Annotated in this window: 18 protein-coding genes; 4 read left to right on the top strand and 14 right to left on the bottom strand. The window is 37.3% G+C overall.

The window, feature by feature from the left end:
* Window positions 1–32 precede the first annotated feature (32 nt).
* Both porZ and recO read left to right on the top strand, forming a co-directional pair.
* Window positions 33–2,276: a type IX secretion system anionic LPS delivery protein PorZ gene (gene porZ / locus AC2A07_RS05845; RefSeq protein ID WP_314494339.1), complete on the top strand. Its 2,244-nt coding sequence runs from the start codon at window positions 33–35 to the stop codon at window positions 2,274–2,276.
* Window positions 2,276–2,962 (top strand): DNA repair protein RecO, encoded by a 687-nt coding sequence (recO, locus tag AC2A07_RS05840; protein WP_484049644.1) that lies wholly within the window; start codon window positions 2,276–2,278, stop codon window positions 2,960–2,962. Before porZ ends, recO begins: the two co-directional genes overlap by 1 nt.
* Here recO and AC2A07_RS05835 read toward each other — a convergent pair whose 3' ends face one another.
* The 7 genes from AC2A07_RS05835 to AC2A07_RS05805 all read right to left on the bottom strand — a co-directional run bounded on the left by AC2A07_RS05835 (window position 2,963) and on the right by AC2A07_RS05805 (window position 11,836).
* Window positions 2,963–5,626 carry an MGH1-like glycoside hydrolase domain-containing protein gene (locus AC2A07_RS05835; protein WP_484049643.1) on the bottom strand — a complete coding sequence of 888 codons (2,664 nt, stop codon included), beginning with the start codon at window positions 5,624–5,626 and terminating at the stop codon, window positions 2,963–2,965.
* 149 nt (window positions 5,627–5,775) lie between these two features.
* On the bottom strand, window positions 5,776–6,585 hold the full coding sequence (locus AC2A07_RS05830; RefSeq protein WP_484049642.1) for a glucose 1-dehydrogenase: 810 nt from the start codon (window positions 6,583–6,585) through the stop codon (window positions 5,776–5,778).
* A 75-nt stretch (window positions 6,586–6,660) separates the two neighbouring features.
* Window positions 6,661–7,134: a GNAT family N-acetyltransferase gene (locus AC2A07_RS05825; RefSeq protein ID WP_484049641.1), complete on the bottom strand. Its 474-nt coding sequence runs from the start codon at window positions 7,132–7,134 to the stop codon at window positions 6,661–6,663.
* A gap of 2 nt (window positions 7,135–7,136) precedes the next feature.
* On the bottom strand, window positions 7,137–7,763 hold the full coding sequence (locus AC2A07_RS05820) for a DUF1684 domain-containing protein (RefSeq protein WP_484049640.1): 627 nt from the start codon (window positions 7,761–7,763) through the stop codon (window positions 7,137–7,139).
* 5 nt (window positions 7,764–7,768) lie between these two features.
* Complete coding sequence (locus AC2A07_RS05815) at window positions 7,769–8,164, bottom strand: hypothetical protein (RefSeq protein ID WP_484049639.1); 396 nt, start codon at window positions 8,162–8,164, stop codon at window positions 7,769–7,771.
* A gap of 600 nt (window positions 8,165–8,764) precedes the next feature.
* Window positions 8,765–10,270, bottom strand: coding sequence for a malate dehydrogenase (quinone) (mqo, locus tag AC2A07_RS05810; RefSeq protein ID WP_484049638.1), 1,506 nt, complete (start codon window positions 10,268–10,270; stop codon window positions 8,765–8,767).
* A 525-nt stretch (window positions 10,271–10,795) separates the two neighbouring features.
* Complete coding sequence (locus AC2A07_RS05805) at window positions 10,796–11,836, bottom strand: NAD(P)H-dependent glycerol-3-phosphate dehydrogenase (protein ID WP_484049637.1); 1,041 nt, start codon at window positions 11,834–11,836, stop codon at window positions 10,796–10,798.
* A gap of 395 nt (window positions 11,837–12,231) precedes the next feature.
* Between AC2A07_RS05805 and AC2A07_RS05800 the strand changes: the two genes are divergently transcribed.
* Window positions 12,232–13,254, top strand: coding sequence for a peptidoglycan DD-metalloendopeptidase family protein (locus AC2A07_RS05800; RefSeq protein ID WP_484049636.1), 1,023 nt, complete (start codon window positions 12,232–12,234; stop codon window positions 13,252–13,254).
* 134 nt (window positions 13,255–13,388) lie between these two features.
* Here AC2A07_RS05800 and AC2A07_RS05795 read toward each other — a convergent pair whose 3' ends face one another.
* The 7 genes from AC2A07_RS05795 to AC2A07_RS05765 all read right to left on the bottom strand — a co-directional run bounded on the left by AC2A07_RS05795 (window position 13,389) and on the right by AC2A07_RS05765 (window position 18,293).
* The gene (locus AC2A07_RS05795) at window positions 13,389–14,042 is read right to left on the bottom strand and encodes an NAD(P)-dependent oxidoreductase (protein ID WP_484049635.1); all 654 of its coding nucleotides are present in this window, start codon (window positions 14,040–14,042) and stop codon (window positions 13,389–13,391) included.
* Between the two features lie 107 nt (window positions 14,043–14,149).
* A complete protein-coding gene (locus AC2A07_RS05790; RefSeq protein ID WP_314494360.1) occupies window positions 14,150–14,566 on the bottom strand; it encodes an Rrf2 family transcriptional regulator in 417 nt (138 codons plus the stop codon).
* Window positions 14,567–14,656: 90 nt separating this feature from the next.
* Complete coding sequence (locus tag AC2A07_RS05785; protein ID WP_484049634.1) at window positions 14,657–15,667, bottom strand: serine hydrolase domain-containing protein; 1,011 nt, start codon at window positions 15,665–15,667, stop codon at window positions 14,657–14,659.
* Between the two features lie 45 nt (window positions 15,668–15,712).
* The gene (locus AC2A07_RS05780; RefSeq protein ID WP_484049633.1) at window positions 15,713–16,123 is read right to left on the bottom strand and encodes a nuclear transport factor 2 family protein; all 411 of its coding nucleotides are present in this window, start codon (window positions 16,121–16,123) and stop codon (window positions 15,713–15,715) included.
* 86 nt (window positions 16,124–16,209) lie between these two features.
* Window positions 16,210–16,782, bottom strand: a complete 573-nt coding sequence (locus AC2A07_RS05775) for a helix-turn-helix domain-containing protein (protein ID WP_484049632.1) — start codon at window positions 16,780–16,782, stop codon at window positions 16,210–16,212.
* 38 nt (window positions 16,783–16,820) lie between these two features.
* Window positions 16,821–17,771 carry a hypothetical protein gene (locus AC2A07_RS05770; protein WP_484049631.1) on the bottom strand — a complete coding sequence of 317 codons (951 nt, stop codon included), beginning with the start codon at window positions 17,769–17,771 and terminating at the stop codon, window positions 16,821–16,823.
* Window positions 17,772–17,858: 87 nt separating this feature from the next.
* The gene (locus tag AC2A07_RS05765; protein ID WP_314494368.1) at window positions 17,859–18,293 is read right to left on the bottom strand and encodes an FKBP-type peptidyl-prolyl cis-trans isomerase; all 435 of its coding nucleotides are present in this window, start codon (window positions 18,291–18,293) and stop codon (window positions 17,859–17,861) included.
* A 168-nt stretch (window positions 18,294–18,461) separates the two neighbouring features.
* On the opposite strand from AC2A07_RS05765, the gene AC2A07_RS05760 reads away from it, so the two are divergent.
* Entirely contained in the window at window positions 18,462–19,463 is a 1,002-nt protein-coding gene (locus AC2A07_RS05760) for a catalase family protein (protein ID WP_484049630.1), read from the top strand.
* The last annotated feature ends 113 nt before the right edge of the window (window positions 19,464–19,576 follow it).

The raw sequence follows: 19,576 nt of genomic DNA, 5'->3' as shown, positions 1-19,576 counted from the left end.
CGGGATGACCTTTAAAAAATGTAATTCTACCTATGAAAAAATTCTCTATAATTTCTCTTGCTATTCTGGCGGCTTTTCAATCTTTGAAAGCTCAGAATATTTCTTCAAAAAAATGGTCGGATCTTTTTTCTTACAATAATGTTTTAGCATTAAAAGAAGACAATGGAAAAATAATAGCTGCTACAGAAAACGGGATTTTTTATTATACCGTTTCTTCAGGAGAGATTTCAAAACTTTCCAAAGCCAACGGACTGCATGAAGTGAAAATTTCAGCTTTTGACTACAATCCGCAGACTAAGATCGGCCTGGTAGGATATCAGAACGGCTCTTTGGATGTCATTACTCCACAGGGAATTACGTATGTTGTCGACATTCCTATCGCAACAGGCTACAATGGAAGTAAAAAAATTAACCATATCTCAATTACCGGTGACAGAGCGGTCGTTTCTGTTGGTTATGGAGTTTCTATTTTTGATTTAAAAAAGAAAGAATTCGGTGATTCTGCTTTTTTTGTTACGGGTGGAGTATATCAGGCAAGTAATGAGGCTACCATCAAAGACAATAAGGTTTTTTCGGTAACGAATACCGGCTTAAAAACCCATGAACTCAATATTACCTTTCCGGTATTCACAACATGGGCTACAGAGCTGGCCGGAAATTTCACTGATATTGATTCTGAAAATGCAGTTGCTTTTTCATCAGCAACTACAACTTACATTTACAACAACGGGGTTTCTACACCGCTTTCTCAGACTTTTGGAAATGTGAGTGATGTTGTCGTGAATTCAGATAATATCATTATTACAGATGCAAGCAGAATTTACAGTTACAATACAAACGGAAATTTTACAGGATCAGTTACTGTCGGAGAAGTCTGCAATACTGCCACAAAAGTAGGCTCAAAAATATTCTGTGGGACCATCTTATCCGGAATAAAAAGTGAAGATAATATTTCTTACAAACCTGACGGTCCGTACAACAATACTTCTTATAAAATATCCCTGCTGAATAATCAGCTTTGGGTTTCTACAGGTGGCAGAGATGCTTATAATCAACCCGTGTTTAATGATCTTGGTTATTATCACTTTGATGGAAGTAAATGGAATTATCCGGATTATTTCCTCAATAATCCGATCAACTTTAATGTACTGGATGCAGTAGCGAATCCATCAAATCCAAGTGAAGTTTTTTTTGCTAACTATTCATTCGCAAACGGTGAGAAAGGAATCTATAAAATGGAGAACAATGTTTTTAAGAAAGTTTATAAAAATAACGATTCTGAACCATCTTATAACAGACCGATAGGCATTACGTTTGATGAAAGCAATAATTTATTTGTGTCTGTCGGACTGATTCAGAATGCATCTGCGAACGCAGGATACTATTTCTATAACAGAACAGCAGATGACTTTACTTTGGTCCCTATTGTGGGAGCAATATCAACACAGAAACCTTTTACAAAAGAAGGATTGATTTATATCCCCTGCCCGTATTTTGAACCGGGAGGTCTGATTATCAAAGATTATGGCAGTAATCCGGCATCTACTACAGCACCTTTCAAAATTATCCGTAAAGAAAACAATCTGCCGGCTAACGGTACCGTATCGGCAGCCATCGACAAAAATAATGATGTCTGGATCGGAACAAGAATCGGGTTACGAATTCTTCCAAACCCCAAATCAGCAATTACCGAAAACAATCCTCAGACTACTGCTATTGTTATTGAACAGAACGGATTGGCAGAAGAGCTGTTCCGTGACAGCTCGATCCTTCAGATTGAAGTTGACGGCGGAAACCAGAAATGGGTTTCTGTAGAAGGTGGCGGGGTTTATTATTTATCGGCATCAGGTGAGCAGGTCATTAAAAGATTTACAAAAGAAAATTCTCCCCTTCCGACAAACAGTGTGACAGATATCAAAGTCGACAGGAATAACGGGAAAGTTTACTTTGTTACACTTGACGGGATCATGGTCTATCAGGGAGATGTTGCAGATGTCAATTCAAACTTCGGAAATGTTCTGGTATATCCAAATCCTGTAGTGTATGCCCAGTTTAAAGGCAATGTTACCATTAAAGGACTGGCTGAAAAAACAAACATCAGAATCACGGATGCAGCAGGAAATATCGTACATTCTGCTATCGCAAGATCCGGATATTATGAATGGGATCTTAATAATCAAAAAGGAAAAAGAGTGGCATCGGGAATTTATTTTGTCTTGATGACTAACGAAGATGCCAGTGATAAAGCAACTGCAAAAATAGCTGTTGTCAATTAATGAATTCTCAAAACGGTTTCTTACTTTCGTTTATCAAATATGGTGAAAATGATGCTATTCTGCATTGTTTTACCGAAGAGGAAGGCTTTCAGACTTATTTTCTTAAAGGTATTTATACCAAAAAGAATAAGAAGAAAGCTTTTCTTTTGCCATTAAATAAATTAAATCTATCTATCCGTGTTGGCAGAACGGGAAGCATGCAGACGATATCGGGTTTTGAAATGTTTAATCTGCATGATATTTACACAGATATTAAGGCAAATACCGTTGTATTTTTCATTTCTGATTTTCTGAATCAGATTCTGAAAAATGAAAATAAAAATCTTACCGTATTTTATCTGATCGACGAATTCATTGATCAGTTAAATAACAGGAACTATCAGTCACACCTTATTTTCTTAATAAAAATTTTAAAAATCCAGGGAGTTGCCCCACTTTTGGGTGATGGAAATTTTCTTGATCCCGAAACCGGCACTTTTACTCCTTTTTCTACGCACCTGATTTTTGATGTAGAAATTTCCCTGTTTTGGAAAACGGTTATTTCATCTCCCCATCCTTATGAAATAAAAATACCATCTGTAAAAAGAAAAAATTTTTTAGACAGTATTCTGGTCTATTATCACTATCACATTTCGGATTTCAGAACTCCGAATTCGTTAGAGATCATTCAGCAGATTTTTGAATAATTAGTAAGAATCTGCACCTTTCGGCATTTCAGTTTCTGATTTTGCTATTTTCTTTTTAGTAAATCTCGGCTGAAGAATTTTAGCGATAAGACCGGTCCATCCTGTCTGGTGTGAGGCTCCTACCCCACGACCGTTGTCACCATGAAAATATTCATAGAACAGAATATAATCCTTAAAATCAGGATCTGACTGAAATCTTGGATACTGACCATTAAAAGGCCGGTTACCGTCTTCATCTTTTAAAAACAACTGTGCCAGTCTTTTGCCTAAAGCATCTGCAATCTGATCTAAATTGGAATACTGTCCACTTCCGGTAGGATATTCGACCAGGAAATCAGGGCTGTAATAAAAGAAAAACCTCTGCAGACTTTCGATAATTAAAAAATTAATGGGAAACCAGACCGGACCTCTCCAGTTGCTGTTGCCTCCAAAAAGTGCGCTGTCGCTTTCTGCAGGAGTATATCTGACACAATAATCTGTTCCGTTTAAATTCAGATGGTAGGGGTTCTTTTCATACTCTTTTGATAAGGCACGAACGCCGTAGTCACTTAAAAACTCCTCCGTATTAAGCATTCTGTTAAGTAATCTTTTTAAACGGTGACCACGGAGCAGTGAGAGTAAATGTTTAGAGTCCTCCCCTTTTACTTCCCAATGAGAAACCAAAGCAGCGAGTTCAGGTTTGTTTTCAAGAATCCATTTCATTCTTCTTTTGAAATTGGGTAGTTTTTCAATCATTTCGTCATCAATTACCTCAACGGCAAACATCGGAATCAGTCCTACGATGCTCCTCAGTTTCAGAAACATATTATTACCGTCCCCCGAAGAAATAGCATCATAGAAGAATTCGTCTTCTTCATCCCAGAGACTGATGTGACCGTCTCCCATATTGTCAAGTGCATGGGCAATATACAGGAAATGTTCAAAAAACTTGGTTGCCATCTCTTCATATATTCTGTTGTACTGAGCCAGCTCTAAGGCAATTCTCATCATGTTGAGCGCAAACATCGCCATCCAGCTGGTTCCGTCTGACTGTTCCAGCTGTTCACCGTTGGGAAGTGTAGTGCTGCGGTCAAAAACTCCGATGTTGTCAAGCCCTAAAAAACCACCTTCAAAAATATTGTTCCCGTTGTTGTCTTTTTTATTGACCCACCAGGTAAAATTCATTAAAAGTTTTTGAAAAGCGCTTTCCAGAAATTCCAGATCAGGTTTCCCCTGAAGGTATTCATCGATTTTAAATACCCTGAAAACTGCCCAGGCATGAACGGGAGGATTCACATCACTGAAGTTCCATTCATAGGCAGGAAGCTGCCCGTTTGGATGCATGTACCATTCAAAAAGGAAAAGTTTCAGCTGCTCTTTAGCAAATCCGGGATCGATCAATGAAAAACTGATGGTATGGAAAGCCAGGTCCCATGTGGCATACCAGGGATATTCCCATTTATCCGGCATGGAAATAATATGCTCATTATTAAGCTGTTTCCAATCATAGTTTCTTATTTTTTCCCTTGATTTGGCCGGCTTGGGTTCAGAAGGATCTCCTTTCAGCCATTTTTCAACATTGTAATGATAAAACATTTTATTCCAGAGCATTCCTGCAAAAGCCTGCCTCTGAATCATTTTTTCCTCATCTGTTTCTATTCCGTCCTGAATTTCCTTATAGAATTCGTCTGCTTCTTTTTTACGGGAGTCAAATATCCTGTCAAAATCTTCAAAAGGATTCTTTAAATCAAGATCTGACAACCGGAATTCAAAGGTCTTTATTTCATTTGCTTTAAAAACTTCATCAATTACAAAAGATGCCTTTGTTCCTGTATGCTGTGGATTGACGGATGATGAGTTTCCGTTGATGATAAAATCATTGATCCCGTCCTTACTGTACTTTGAATTATTCTCAGACTGATAAAGCCTCTTATTATTGGTTTCATTTTCACAGAACAATGTCTTCAGAGACTGTTTTGCATACAGATTTTTGATTTCTATATCTCTGTGGGCGATCTTAATCGATGTCGCTTCTTCTGAAGTGAGTTGAGGCTTATACTCATCATATCCCCAATCCCATGTATTCCGGAACCATAGGGTCGGCAGCAGGATAAGCTCTGCCTGCTTTTCGGATTTATTGATGATGGTCAGTTTTATCAGAATATCATTCTGGCTTTCCTTTGCATATTCTATAAAGATATCAAAGTATTCATTCCTGTCAAAAATGCCGGTGTCAATAAGTTCATATTCACTTTCCTCCCTGCCTCTTTTGGCATTTTGCTGCAGCAGATCCTCATAAGGAAAAGCATTTTGAGGATATTTGTACAACATTTTCATGTAAGAATGGGTAGGTGTGGAGTCGAGATAATAGAAATATTCTTTTACATCTTCACCATGGTTTCCCTGTCCGTTTGAAAGACCGAAGAAACGCTCTTTCACCATTTTATCTTTTTTGTTCCAGAATCCGACGGAAAAGACAAGCTTCTGGAGATCATCACAAATTCCGCAGATCCCCTCTTCACCCCATCGATATGTTTTTGCTTCTGCAGTATCGTGACCGGTGTAATTCCATGCATCACCATCAGCACTGTAATCTTCACGAACCAGGCCCCATTCACGATTACTTACGTAGGGTCCCCATTTTTTCCAGGAAACGTCTTCTAATCTTTCTTTTTCGGAATTCATTACTGACTGGTTTTGAAATAAAAAATAAAATTGTTCTGTGGCTGACTGCGCCCCGGATTGAACGGCATGTCTGAGCTCTTTTTGTAAGATAAGGCAGATGAAAAGGCACAAAAAAGCGAGTAGTGAAAGCCGGAAATGTGCGCCAAAAACTATCCCCCTGTTGAAAAACTTTCCAGACTGGTCATACCGCCATCAACAAAGATACTTGCCCCGGAAATATAATCAGCTAAATCACTTGCCAAAAAAGCTGCCAAATTTCCGATATCCTTTGGCTGTCCTATTCTGTTATACGGAATAAGGTCAAGCAGGGAATTTAAAGCATCTTTTGTTCCCCATGCTTCTTTATTAATAGGCGTCTGGATCGCTCCCGGACCGATTGAGTTGACACGAATTTTATCTGCACCGTATTCCTGCGCCAGGGTCTGCATCAGCATTTTGATCGCTCCTTTACTTGCTGCATAATTAGCATGCCCTGCCCAGGGGATGATTTCGTGAACCGAACTGATATGAATGATCTTTCCACATGCGACAGAACGGGAAGTGTCAATTCCGCGTCTCAGAAATTCTTTGATTGCTTCCCTTGAGCAAAGAAACTGCCCGGTCAGGTTCACCCCCATTACGGTATTCCAGTCATCAAGGGTCATATCTATGAATTTTGCATCTTTCTGAATCCCTGCATTATTGACAAGAATATCAACGGTTCCAAATTCTGCCACAACGTCTTTAAACATTTTAATTACCTCATCTTCTTTGGACACATCACACTGATACGTGATTCCTTTTCCGCCTGCATCAGTGATCTCTTTTAAAACTTCCTGAGCGCTTTGATGAGATTTCTCTGAAGAATGGTTAACAACTACTGTTGCACCTGCTTCTGCTAGTGATTTTGCGATTCCTGTTCCGATTCCGCTGGAGGCGCCGGTGATGACAGCGACCTGATTTCTTAATGATACTTCCATGCTTAATAATTTCAATAGTGTATACAAACAATTGAAAGTATCACGCCAAACTGACCATTTCGTTTTAAAATTATTCTAAAGCTTTTTCATCATCACAAACTGGGGTCCGCTCCTTCCTTCAATTATTTTCCCGTCATAGAGATAGCCGGTTTTAAGATAAAGCTGAAAGGCTGAATGGTTGTTTTGATTGACGGCTAAAACGATTTCGTCACATTCAGGAAACTGTTCTCTTACAAATGAATCGATCCTCAACATACTTTCTTTTCCTATTCCCTTACCCTGGAATTCAGGATTTATAGAAAGTGATCTTAGCAAAACACCTGTACTGTTTTCAGTCATTTCAAATTTATCATTTCCGAAATCCAGAACAAAAAAGCCAACTCTCCGTTCATTCAGAAAGACCGTTACAGGAAATGCCCTGCCATCATTCCTTTCTTTAATTCTCTTCAATGCTTTTTCAGCGGAAGAAGTAAACATCGACTGATTTTCATCCAGAGTATAGCTAACTTCTGATAAATCATCGGGATGATAAAATTGAAGTGAAACCATGATTAATGATGATAAGTATCTTCGTACATAACCCCTGCGCGTATTTCGACCGCCAGTTTATTTTCTTCAGGAACAATCGGGCAATTGTAATCGTACGCATTGTACGCACAGAAAGGCTGGTAGGACTGATTAAAATCTAAAACAATCGTATTTCCAGTCGGAATTTTCAGATCCATATATTTTCCGCCTCCGTAGGTTTCTTTACTGTTTGTTTCATCCCGAAAGGGCAGAAAAAGATGATCTCTGTATTTCTCCAGTTTCATTAGATCGAGACTTTGATAAATCGTCAGGGTATAGGATTTCCCATCAAGATCAAATGTCGCTCTGCCATATTCCTGATACGATTTTGTCTTTCCTGAAGAGGTGGGTAAGTCAAATGGCTGTGGATTTTCAGTTTTAATAAATTTTGCAGTGACCCGGTATTTCAGATCAACAGGAAAGAATGGATGCTGCCTGAATTTTGTAAAATTTTCATCTCTTAAAGGCGTTTCTTTCCTGTCAAGATATTCTTTGTTTAAATTTTTTTGAAATTTTCTGATTTCTTTCACCGCCGCAGATTTCTGTAGACTGGCCTGAGAAAATAAAAAAAACGGCACTATAATAAGTGAAAAAAGGATGAACTTTTTCATTTGAATTATTCTGAAATTTTAATTCTGTAGATATCTGATGTATTTCTCTTGATTGATTTTACAAAAAAACCTCCTTCTTCAGGAATAACTTCTTTAAAATCAAAACTTGTACAGTCTTTCGGAAGGCCGGAAAAAACTAAAGTAAACCAAAAATCTTTCATAAAAGGCACGGTCGTCCAATCCGGATAAATGGTAATATTTTCTGCATGAATCAGTTTACTTCTATGGCTGGAAGCGGTATCTATAAGATAAGTGGTATTCCAGATTCTGATCAGATTTCCTAAAAACGGTGATGCCGGAAAACAGCAGTGCACAATCACCTGCTTCTCTTCATCTATCTTAGTCTTAAGAGATTCCAGCAATTCTTTTGCAATGATAGGTTTTATAATGACTTCTTCCATTTTTTTATGGGCAATAGGTGATTAGTAATGGGTAATGGGTAATGGGTAATAGGTAATGGGTAATTAGTAATAGGTAATGGGTAATTTTTTCAGCGTTTTCAAAATTACTTATTGCCCATTACTCATTACTTATATTCTTATGTTTGAGTTCTAACTTTTCAGGTGATAAGTAAATTTTCAGCGTTTTCAAAATTACTTATTGCCCATTACTCATTACTTATATTCTTATGTTTGAGTTCTAACTTTTCAGGTGATGAGTAAATTTTCAGTGTTTTCAAAATTGCTCATTACCCCATTACTCATTACTTATATTCTTATGTTTGAGTTCTAACTTTTCAGGTGATGAGTAATCTTTTCAGCATTTTCAAAATTACTCATTACCCATTACTCATTACTTATATTTTTATGTTTGAGCTCTAATCTTTTCATGTGATGAGTAATCTTTTCAGCATTTTCAAAATTACTCATTACCCATTACTTATTACTTATATTTCTATGTTTGAGTTCTAACTTTTCAGGTGATGAGTAATCTTTTCAGCGTTTTCAAAATTACTCATTACCCATTACTCATTACTTATATTTTTGCTCATTACTTATATTCTAATGTTTGAGTTCTAATTTTTCTTTGCTGTAGGCTCTTACCCTTTCGGTGAGATCACGGTTATCTGCCAGTTTCTGTCCATAGGAAGGAATCATTTCCAGCAGTTTTTCTTTCCATTCGCCATTCAGTCTCTCCGGAAAGCATTTTTCCAGAACATTAATCATTGCAAAAACGGCCGTAGAAGCTCCCGGTGATGCACCAAGCAGTGAAGCAATCGTTCCCTGCTGATTGACTACGACCTCAGTGCCGAACTCCAGTTTACCGCCCTGCTTCCCGTCTTTTTTAATGATCTGCACTCTTTGTCCGGCAACTTTAAGTTCCCAGTCTTCTTCTTTTGCATCTTTGACAAATTCTCTTAAATGCTGAATTCTCTGAGCTTTAGTCATGGCAACCTGCTGCACGAGATATTTGGTCAGTGGAATATTATGCCACCAGGCGCCAAAAAGTGACTTAATATTTTTTGTATTGACACTTGCAGGCAGATCCAGGTAATTTCCCTCCTTCAAAAATTTAGTTGAAAAACCTGCAAAAGGGCCAAACAATAATGCTTTTTTGCCGTCAATAATCCTCAAATCCAAATGGGGAACAGACATAGGAGGTGCGTCGACCGTTGCCTGGGTATATACTTTTGCCTGATGCTGCGCTACGAGTTCAGGATTGTGCGTGACCAGCCATTCTCCCGAAACAGGGAAACCTCCATATCCCTCACTTTCTCTGATGTGTGAACTTTCCAGCAACGGCAGAGCATAGCCACCAGCTCCAATGAAAACAAAATCAGCAACAACTTCCTGTTTATGACTGTGTATCCTGTCTTTTATGTTCATTTTCCATTTTCCGTCATCTCTGGAGTCAATATCTTTCACCTCATGATACAGAAAAACTTCAACATTGGAATCTTCAAGAAGATGTCTGCCCATTTTTCTGGTTAAATTTCCAAAATTAACATCGGTTCCCAGATCCATTTTTGTTGCGGCCAAAACCTCTGCATTGTTCCTTTTGCTCATCACCAAAGGAATCCATGATCTCAGTTGGTCATGATCTTTAGAAAATTCCATCGCCGAAAACAACGGAGAGTCCTTCATGGCTTCGTGACGCTTTTTAAGATATTCTGCGTCTTTTTCACCAAATACCAGACTCATGTGTGCACAGGAGTTAATAAAATCTGTAGGATTACTGATGTATTTTTTATCGATGAGATAAGACCAGAACTGCTTTGAGATTTCAAATTGCTCTGCAATGTTCTCAGCTTTGGAAATATCCACTGTTCCGTCTTCGTTTTCGGGGGTATAGTTAAGTTCACAAAATGCCGAATGACCGGTTCCTGCATTATTCCATGCCGCTGTACTTTCTTTGGCAAACCTTCCGAGCCTCTCGAAAATGGCTATATTCAGATCCGGATCAAATTCGTGAAGTAAAGTTGCCAGTGTGGCGCTCATAATTCCTCCGCCTATTAAAACAACATCGTATTTTGGTTTGGGTGTTCTGCTTAAAATTGTATTCGGCATACCGTTAAATTTACTACGAATTTCGTAAAAAGTTTCTTATTAAATGTGTGTTTAATGATTTTTAACACGGGAGTTTTTTAATTTAAATTTTTAAATTTTATACTATTGCTGCCTTTTAATTAACCTGAGTTCGGGATAAACAATTTTTTAAATAATTGATTATCAAAATAATGCTACTTTATCGCAAAGAAATACTACTTTTTGAAACGCTTTCAGGTTAAACAATGCCACTTCGTTCATCAAAGCTATACAAGAATTTTGTATTAATAATTTTTTACGCTTTTATCCATCCTAAATATTTGAAAATCATGTAATTAAAACTCTGTTTAGCTTTGCTTTTATAGAGCCTTATCTCGAACTGAGGTTAATTAAATATTTCTTGAGTTTTGCTGAAAAATTTTAAGGTCTTATTTGCTTAAAACAGCAAAACTGCCCCGGTTATTCATGTTACAGGATAATTAAATTCAGACACAAAAAAACACCAGAAATTAAATACTGATGTCCTGATTATTTATTGACAAACCTTTAATTGAGCTTTGCAGTCAGTTTTCTGAATTGTTTTTCTGCATTTTTACCTTCATACAAAATAGCATAAATCGTATCAATAATTGGCAGCTCAAGATTTTTCTGTCTTGCTGTCTTATAAATTGAGTCTGCAGCATAATACCCTTCCGCAACCATGTTCATCGACTGAATTGCAGATTTTACGGTATAGCCTTTTCCGATCAGGTTTCCTAAGTTTCTGTTTCTTGAAAACAGAGAATATGCAGTAACTAATAAATCTCCCAGATAGGCACTTTCGTTCACATCTCTCGGTGCTTCATAGATCGCTTCCAGGAATGTTTCCATCTCACGGATGGCATTGGACACAAAAACAGCCGTAAAGTTATCCCCATAACCAAGTCCGCTTGCAATACCGGCTCCGATGGCAAAAATGTTTTTCAGAATGGCGCTGTACTCGTTCCCTAAAATATCTTTGCTGGAATTGACTTTTATAAAATCCGAATTGAAGATTCCAACCAGTTTATCAGACGTTTCATCTTCCACCGTTGCTACCGTAAGATAAGACAGTCTTTCCATTGCAACTTCTTCCGCATGACAGGGACCTGCAATTACTGCCTGATTCCTGAACCCTATCTGAAACTCTTCTTTCAGATAATGTGCTACTACATCGTTGACTTTGGGAATGATCCCTTTGATCGCTGAAACGAAAATTTTGTCTTTGTATTCACAGGTCATCTTTTCCATTGTATCTGAAAGATAGATCGAAGGAGTCGCAAGAACCACTACATCACATGCAGAAACCAGTTCATTGATATCAGTGGTTAACTTTAAGTTTTTAAGATTAAAATTAACTGCGGTAAGGTAGGTGGGATTATGACCCCGAAGCTCTATGGCTCCCTTTACAAATTCACTTCTAACGCACCAGTGTACGGTTTTACAGTTTTCAACAAGCATTTTCACAATCGCCGTAGCAAAACTTCCACTTCCTACTACTCCTACGGAAATGTCTTTTTTAGTTTTTTTTGAGTTTGCTGATTCTGAAATTGTTTTCTTTTTCGCCATAATTACAGTGTGAACTGCAAATATATTAAAACAAAGAAACAACAGGACTTTATAAATCTGATAAACCTCATTTTTTGATAAATTTAACATTGCCATACAATTAATCATCTCAAAATCCGTTAGATAAAGATAATTTTAATTTGGTCTGATGATTTATTTCTCATCGCTCTGACTGCCGGTAAACCGTTGTACCAATATACCTTTTAAAATGCCGGAGCTGTTTAATTGTTTGGGATCTTCGATTTTATTCGGCAGTAAACTCAACATTTCTGACGATGACAGATTATCGATAATGAAACGATTTTTGAACTAAAATGAATTACAGACACTCGTACAAACAATTTTTAATTAAATTTGCACCCTTAAAACGGTTTTTAAATTCTAAGAAAGAGAAAATGAAGAAATTTTTAAGAAGCAGAAAAAAAGTAAACATCCTGATCGCAGGACTTTTACTCATCGTTTTTGCACAAAGTGTTTTTATCGCTGCCTTATTTTCCAAGAGAGATGATAAAAATTACGAAGTCAATCTGGTAAAAATAAACACCGAAAAAGACAGTGTTGATTACCTTAAAATAAAGACAGACCTTAATTTGGTTGATCAAACGGTAGGACAGCTGAATACGTTTTTAAAATCCAAAGACATTAAAAATGAAAAACTGATGGTGCTTGATAACGACAGTATTTCAAATTCTATTTATCTGGCAAAACAATCCAACCGGTACAGCCAGTATCTGATGGATCTGCAGAAAAAACTGATGCAGGTTCCTTTGGGAATGCCGACGGAAGGATATATTTCATCCAATTTCGGAATCAGAAAAAACCCGATTCCGTTTAAAACAGTATTTGCATCTGTAAAACCAACCCCAGAATCGAAACCGGCTCTCGCTGCTACAGCGCCAAAGACTGAAGTAAAAGCTGAGCCTTATGAGAAGATCATTGAAGTTACAGACAGTTATGGAAATAAACGGGAAGTAAAGTTTATGGTGACACCAAAAGCAAAAACAGAAACTGTGGCCTCTTCGGCACCAACAACTTCTCCAACAAAATCTGCTGCAGCTGCAAAAACACCTGTTGAAAGCAATAATCCACCTGCAGAAGCTGATCAGATGCAGTTTCACAAAGGACTGGATATTGCTGTTGCATTTGGTTCTGACGTCATTGCTACGGCAGCAGGAACCGTCATATTTTCCGGACAGAAAGGAGGTTATGGAAATTGCGTTATTGTTTCCCACGGAAATGGCCTGGCCACCCTGTACGGACATTTATCCCAGTTAGTCGCCAAAACAAATGACAAGGTAAAGGTAGGACAGGTGATTGCAAAGTCAGGAAATTCCGGACGTTCTACAGGTCCTCACCTGCATTATGAAGTTCACAAAAACAATACACCGGTTAATCCTAAACTGTTTATGAATCTGTAGAATATTCGATATAATAAAAGTAATGGCGGCACCTTTGGTGCCGCCATTACTTTTCAAGTTATTAAAATTTACTTTTACCAGACCGTCTCCTATTCTTCAGGAAAATTCCCTTTACAGGATTTACAGAAAGTAAATTAATACGCTGCTGTAAAACGTTCTCTGATGTGGTTATTCTGTTCTAACTCATCCACCAGTACTACAGCAACATCTTCAACTGAAAGAACACTTCTCCCGTTTTCGTCAAATACCGGTGACTCCAGAGCGGTTCTGTAGTTTCCTGTTCTTATCCCGGCAGTACCCTGATGCATTTCGATGGCAGGGCTGAAAAAGGTCCAGTCAAGTATTTCATTCTTTTTGATTTCATTTAAATAGTCTCTGGCAGCAGTTGCTCCCGGTTTAATATCAGCAGGAAAATCAGGACCGTCTACCAGCTGTTTTCCGTCGATAAATAAACTTCCGGCTCCTCCGACAGTAATCAGTCTTTTCACTCCTGATTTCTCCACTGCTTTTTCAATGTTTTTACTTCCATTCAGAAAGTCGTTGTAAAGATCCGGATTTGTCCATCCTGCATTGAATGTGTTAATGACTGCATCATTTCCTTTTAAGGCTTCAGCCAGACTGTCAACATCGTTAACATCAACACTTTTTGCTATTACATGCTCGCTCTCCTCTACTTTAGAAGCATCTCTGACGATCGCATTGACCGCATATCCTCTGTTTTTCAATTCATTGACTACCTGGGTTCCCACAAATCCTGTGGCTCCGATTACGGCTACTTTTCTACTCATAATTGTTTATTTGTTTAAAAAAAATTCATGAACCTTTCGGTCTCATTTGTATGTTAATATTTCAGTGTAATTGTAACAATTTTTATTACAATTACTGTTAAATTTTTTTATCCGAACTGATTTGTAAATTCCTGCAGGGATTTATCTCCTAAAAAACTTTTTACTACTTTTTCCGTCTCATCGAAAAGTAACGAAAGATGATCATTAATATTTTTCCCTACCGGACATGCAGGATTCGGTTTTTGATTTTTCTTTCCTAGTATTTCTTTATTTTTTACCGCTGCATAAATTTCTGAGATCCTAATGTTTTGAGCTTCTTTTGAAAGTCTGCTCCCTCCTTCTTTTCCCAGACGGCTTGTAATCAGTCCTGCTTCACGTAATTCACTCAACTCCTTCCGTACAATAACAGGATTTACATTGATACTTCCGGCAATCCAGTCAGAAGTTAACCACTCCTGATCCTGAGGAACCTTTGCCAGTAAAGTCATAATATGTATTGCCGTAGCGAATCTTGTATTGCTCATAATAATTACACGTCAAAGTTAACAAAAAATTTAATTGTAACAAAATTAATTACAATTAAATTTATTAACTGTAATTAATTTCACACGATGTTATCTTGTTTCAATCTCAACAATCTTTTTCCCTATATCCCCCAAATAGTAATTGATGATGGGCTCATAAATTTTGTACCCTTCGTCAACGTTGGTGAAAATCACTAATCCCTGTCCGGTTTCCGGTAAAACAATAGCGATTGTATTGACACCTTTGTCAGTACCGCCGTGAGAAAGGGCAATCCTGCCATTTCCAAGGTCATAAATTTCAAAACCGAGACCGAAATATTTATGCTCCTTAGTCTTTACCTGCCTCGTTTTCATTTCTTCAAAAACCGTTTTGGAAAGTAAATCGTTATTCATCACAGCAACCAAAAACTTACCATAATCCTCCACGGAAGTCGTTAAATCATCAGCAGCACTTGCGGTTTTATTTTTTACAATATCGTAAGCTTTTCCTGCTTTATCATAGCCCGTTACGATTCTGTCGGCCTGCTTTTTCTCATTCCAGATATGACCCGTATCATCCATACTCAAAGGGTTGAAAATCATTTCTTTAGCCAAGACTTCAAGACTTTTATTGAATTTTTTCTCAATCGCCTTTCTTAAATACTCAAAACCTTCACCCGAATATTGATATCGGGTTCCCGGATCAAAATCAAAGCTTAATTTTTTATCCGTTTTTTGCCATCTCCAATTTGGGAAACCTGTCTGATGGCTTAAAATCATTCTTGTTGTTAATTTTGTATGTCTCGGATCATTGGCAATATCCGGATCAACCCAATATTTATCCAATGGTTCGTCAAGATTCCATTTTCCTAAACTTACCAAACGCAGAACAGTCATTGCGGTCACCGGTTTTGTTAGTGATGCCACGTTAAAAAGTGAATTGTAAGGCAGTGATGTTTTATTATTTAATTTTCCGTAAACTTTTATTTCAGTCAGTTTTCCATCTTTAATCACCCCTAAACCTAAGGCCGGAATATTATTGTCATTTACCAATTTATCTATATCATCTGTGATCCTTGTTTTACCCGGTTCACCATGGTTATAACTAAGGACATCACTCATTAACCAATTTCCGTTTTTTTTGGTCCAGACTGAAGTGAATTTTGCCTAACCGCCCAACACATCTTCCTTATTTTTTGCACGAATATAAAACTGATGCTCTCCCATTTGTATTGCACCATATAAAACACCATTATTATACAACGGAAAAACCTCAAGACTGCTTTCAATTACTTTACGAATCGGCTTTTGATCTTGATTTCCGCAAATGTTCTGCTTTGTTCTCTCCATGAACAGCTTTTTGTCCTGAAAGCCGCCGTTGTCATGATAGAATTTGAGATCTTCATCCATTGTCTTTTCGAGATAAGCGATATCACAATTATTAAAGCCTCGCTCAAAGAAAAGACTGTCCTGTTTTTTTAACTCTAAAAATAAGGGTGATTTTTTATCGATCTGAGCCTGCACTTTTCCAATGAAAAAGAAAAAAATAAAAATACTGATGCTGAGTTTTTTTGTCATTGAATTATTTTTGACAAAGATTCAGAATAATTAAATTTTATTTCAAAAAAACAACCCGACAAATACCCGACAATTATACACCAGATTTATATCATACTGAAATTCAACTGATAATACAGCTTTTGTTTTTTATCAATTTCGTAGGCATTTCTAAGAATAATATAAACATTTGCAAGTGCAAGGAAAACCATAGTCATCATGACAGATACTGAACCTAATTTCAAAAGTGCAACCAGCATAAAAATAATTGGTGAAATGATGGATAAAAACACCTGGAGAGAAATGATCTGCTTTATGATTTGAGATTTCTCTTTGGTAAAAAGCATTATCAGTAATGGCGGTAAAAAATTAGCAATCGGAAACCACGCAAAAGGCAGTGAGGAAAGATTAATCATCTTGATTAAATTAGAATTAAAAACCTCTGTGTTTTCTGCACTTACATTTGGTTTTTCAATTTTAATTTCTTCCGTTGAAATTTCTTCCGGCAATAATTCTGTTTCGGAAACATTGAGGCTCAGCGCAAGGGCTTTTAAGGTATATCCTTTCGGCAGTGTTCCGGCTTCGATCCGTTGAATGGTCCGCACAGAGATACCAGACTTCTGAGCCAACTCCTCCTGAGTCAGATTCTTTTCTTCCCTGATCTTTTTTAATTCCGACATTGATCTGATTAAACGGAAACAAATTTACAGTTTCAAAATCACAAAATCAATTTATCCAAATCCAAAAGCAGATAATTAATTGTCTGATTAATCGTTCTTGTTGCCGACTGCATCTGATTGAGCATTGCTGCGCGGTTCTGCAGATCACCTGCACGGTAATATCCGCCATCACTGAAGATAACCGACCGGTCTGCATCATCCTGCTTATCATCAAACTGGTAATGCAGCCATCTCTGTTTCATACTTTTGACGATCGAATGTTCCTGCCTGTTTGAAAACTTTTTCTCCGTATACATATACCAGATGAACGGCGGGAAATTGGGAGACTCTAATTTTTCATTCCAAACGTCCCTCAAAAGGTTTCTCTGATGAATAAACTCAACTTTTTTTCCTTTAGGATTAAGAGTTGCCAAACCAAAACCCGCTCCCAAACCACCTCCGGCAATATCAATGGCACTGCTCCAGCTGTCATTTTTCACAATTCCTCCTGCAATAGAAGCCGCGGCTCCGGCGGCTATAGAGTATAGAATAAGCCGGTTGTTCCTGGAATCATTGAGATTGTCGACATAGCTTCCAATCTGAGCGACGCGTTCGCCTTCACAGTCAAATTCGGCAGCAACGGCATCGAGTTCGGTCAGTGCTATGGTAATTTTACTATTGATTTTCATTTTGAGCTGGAGAACTTTTACCTGCGAACTCAGTGACGAATCTTTTTTAAGCTCCATGATTTGGTTGACCTCATCCAGATTATCCAGAGCATTCAGTACCAGGATACTCTGTTCAGAAAAAACATTCCTGAGTTTCTGATTGGCCAATAGGATAGAATCTGAATTATACGACGGTAATTTCTTATTGTAATTATACTGAAAAGGCGCTTTGCAGTAGCTGTCTCTCAGGGTAAGGATATTCTGCCTGATCATCTGATTCTTTTTAGAAACACATGAGGTCAGCAGGCAGGAAAATATGATAAAAAAGAAAAGCTTCTTCATTCTGATCAGTCTTTGAAATACTCATTTCGAAAATAAAAAAAATTACCCGGAAACAGGTAATTTTAGCTTAAATATATTTAAATGAAATTATTTTATATCCAGCAATTCAACCTGAAAAACAAGTGTGCTGTTAGGCCCTATCTCTTTGCTGATCTGCTGATCTCCGTATGCCAGGTGCGGAGGAATGATCAATCTCCACTTGCTTCCAACAGGCATCAGCTGTAGTGCTTCTGTCCATCCTTTGATTACTTTATTTAAAGGAAATGAAGCAGGAGTTCCTCTTTTTACAGAACTGTCAAAAACTTTCCCTCCGATGGTCGTTCCATGATAGTGACATTTTACCATTGATTTCGGACCCGGTTTCGGACCGTCACCTTCGGTTATGATTTCATACTGTAAACCGCTTGGTAATTCTACCACGCTTTCTCTCTTTCCGTATTCAACCATGTATTCCTGACCCTCTTTCAGGTTTTTTTCGGCCTGCTCTTTTTTGCGTTTAAATAACAAATCTGCTACTCCCATATTTTTTTTTACAAAGATAGTATTTACAGCCGAAAGCCATATGATGGAAGTATTTTTATTCAAAATTCTGATTCCACGAATACATTTAAACCTAAAATTCAAGAAAGTTTAATATTCTCTTAACCCGGAATTAAAAACTTGGCGTTATCATTGAGTTTTAAAATCTGTATGCCAAATCCATTAAAATATAATAAGACACTAGATCAGCTTTCATATGAAGAAAAACAACTTATTGAGGAAAATAAAAAAAGCATAGCAGATTTTGTTGAGCACTCATCTTCTTTAAGCGATGTAAACTACGCCACGAGAAATGCCCACGCAAAGACTTACGCAGTATTGAAAGGAGAATTCATCATTAATCCTGAAATACGCTCTGATCTTGAATATCTATTTGACAAGGAAAAATACAATATCGTCATAAGGCTGTCAAACGCGCACTTAAAAATAAAAAAGAATAAAAAAGACATCCCTGCTTATGGTTTTTCAATTAAGATCAAGGATGATGCTGACCGCACGATTGCCAATTATCCATTGGTAAATTTTCCGCTGTTTCCTATCAATTCAGTCTCAGCATTTTTAAAATTATTTACTGCCGTTAACCGTTTTTTTATTAAAAAATGGGGGAACATTTCCTCACTTTTAAAGCATATCTGTAAAGTTTTACCAGGAATCATCACATCATCATTTATAAAAAGAAGTCTTGAACTTCTGATGAAAAAGAATAATTTTATGCTGTCTTTTGACTACCATTCTGTCGGCGCTTACCGTTTGGGAGACCGCATGATTAAAATAAAACTGAGTCCCAAAAATGTTCATCATAAATTTGGAGGTTCCTTATCTGCCAAAGAAGCAGTAGAAAGTTTCTGTGTTCAGAATGATTACAACGCCGATGTTCTTATCCAGTTTTGTTATAATCTGAAAGATCAGCCTGTCAATATTCTTAATCGTGAATGGAAAAACTCACCATTCATAAAAATTGGTGAAATCATCATTGAAAAAAACGCTCTGGTTAATCCTAAAGCCTGCGAAAATGAATTGCTGTCATTCAACCCTTTTGAAAGTGCAGAGATTTTTCAGCCGGTCGGTAAAATTCAGAAGTTACGGGACGAAGCGTATAAAGTTTCGCTGCAGACGAGAAAGAAGATTAACAAGCTTTTGAAATATAAGTAAAGTAAGTGGTAAATTGTACTTTGCAATTGAATATTGAATATTGAATATTGAATTTTTCACGTAAAAAATTGACCCTGAAAATTCTTACGTTATGAAGTTTTGAATATAAAAAA

Source organism: Chryseobacterium sp. HNCC26DJ238 (assembly GCF_057180465.1).
The sequence above is the reverse complement of the archived record's forward strand: the minus strand, read 5'-3'. Positions and strand labels throughout refer to the sequence as shown.

Coding starts and splice junctions, on each gene's coding strand:
- recO (WP_484049644.1), top strand. CDS start 2,276: ATGAATTCTCAAAACGGTTTCTTACTTTCGTTTATCAAATATGGTGAA.
- AC2A07_RS05815 (WP_484049639.1), bottom strand. CDS start 8,164: ATGGAAGAAGTCATTATAAAACCTATCATTGCAAAAGAATTGCTGGAA.
- AC2A07_RS05820 (WP_484049640.1), bottom strand. CDS start 7,763: ATGAAAAAGTTCATCCTTTTTTCACTTATTATAGTGCCGTTTTTTTTA.
- AC2A07_RS05825 (WP_484049641.1), bottom strand. CDS start 7,134: ATGGTTTCACTTCAATTTTATCATCCCGATGATTTATCAGAAGTTAGC.
- AC2A07_RS05830 (WP_484049642.1), bottom strand. CDS start 6,585: ATGGAAGTATCATTAAGAAATCAGGTCGCTGTCATCACCGGCGCCTCC.
- AC2A07_RS05775 (WP_484049632.1), bottom strand. CDS start 16,782: ATGTCGGAATTAAAAAAGATCAGGGAAGAAAAGAATCTGACTCAGGAG.
- AC2A07_RS05780 (WP_484049633.1), bottom strand. CDS start 16,123: ATGACAAAAAAACTCAGCATCAGTATTTTTATTTTTTTCTTTTTCATT.
- AC2A07_RS05800 (WP_484049636.1), top strand. CDS start 12,232: ATGAAGAAATTTTTAAGAAGCAGAAAAAAAGTAAACATCCTGATCGCA.
- AC2A07_RS05770 (WP_484049631.1), bottom strand. CDS start 17,771: ATGAAGAAGCTTTTCTTTTTTATCATATTTTCCTGCCTGCTGACCTCA.
- AC2A07_RS05765 (WP_314494368.1), bottom strand. CDS start 18,293: ATGGGAGTAGCAGATTTGTTATTTAAACGCAAAAAAGAGCAGGCCGAA.
- AC2A07_RS05795 (WP_484049635.1), bottom strand. CDS start 14,042: ATGAGTAGAAAAGTAGCCGTAATCGGAGCCACAGGATTTGTGGGAACC.
- AC2A07_RS05785 (WP_484049634.1), bottom strand. CDS start 15,667: ATGAGTGATGTCCTTAGTTATAACCATGGTGAACCGGGTAAAACAAGG.
- porZ (WP_314494339.1), top strand. CDS start 33: ATGAAAAAATTCTCTATAATTTCTCTTGCTATTCTGGCGGCTTTTCAA.
- AC2A07_RS05790 (WP_314494360.1), bottom strand. CDS start 14,566: ATGAGCAATACAAGATTCGCTACGGCAATACATATTATGACTTTACTG.
- AC2A07_RS05835 (WP_484049643.1), bottom strand. CDS start 5,626: ATGAATTCCGAAAAAGAAAGATTAGAAGACGTTTCCTGGAAAAAATGG.
- AC2A07_RS05805 (WP_484049637.1), bottom strand. CDS start 11,836: ATGGCGAAAAAGAAAACAATTTCAGAATCAGCAAACTCAAAAAAAACT.
- mqo (WP_484049638.1), bottom strand. CDS start 10,270: ATGCCGAATACAATTTTAAGCAGAACACCCAAACCAAAATACGATGTT.
- AC2A07_RS05760 (WP_484049630.1), top strand. CDS start 18,462: ATGCCAAATCCATTAAAATATAATAAGACACTAGATCAGCTTTCATAT.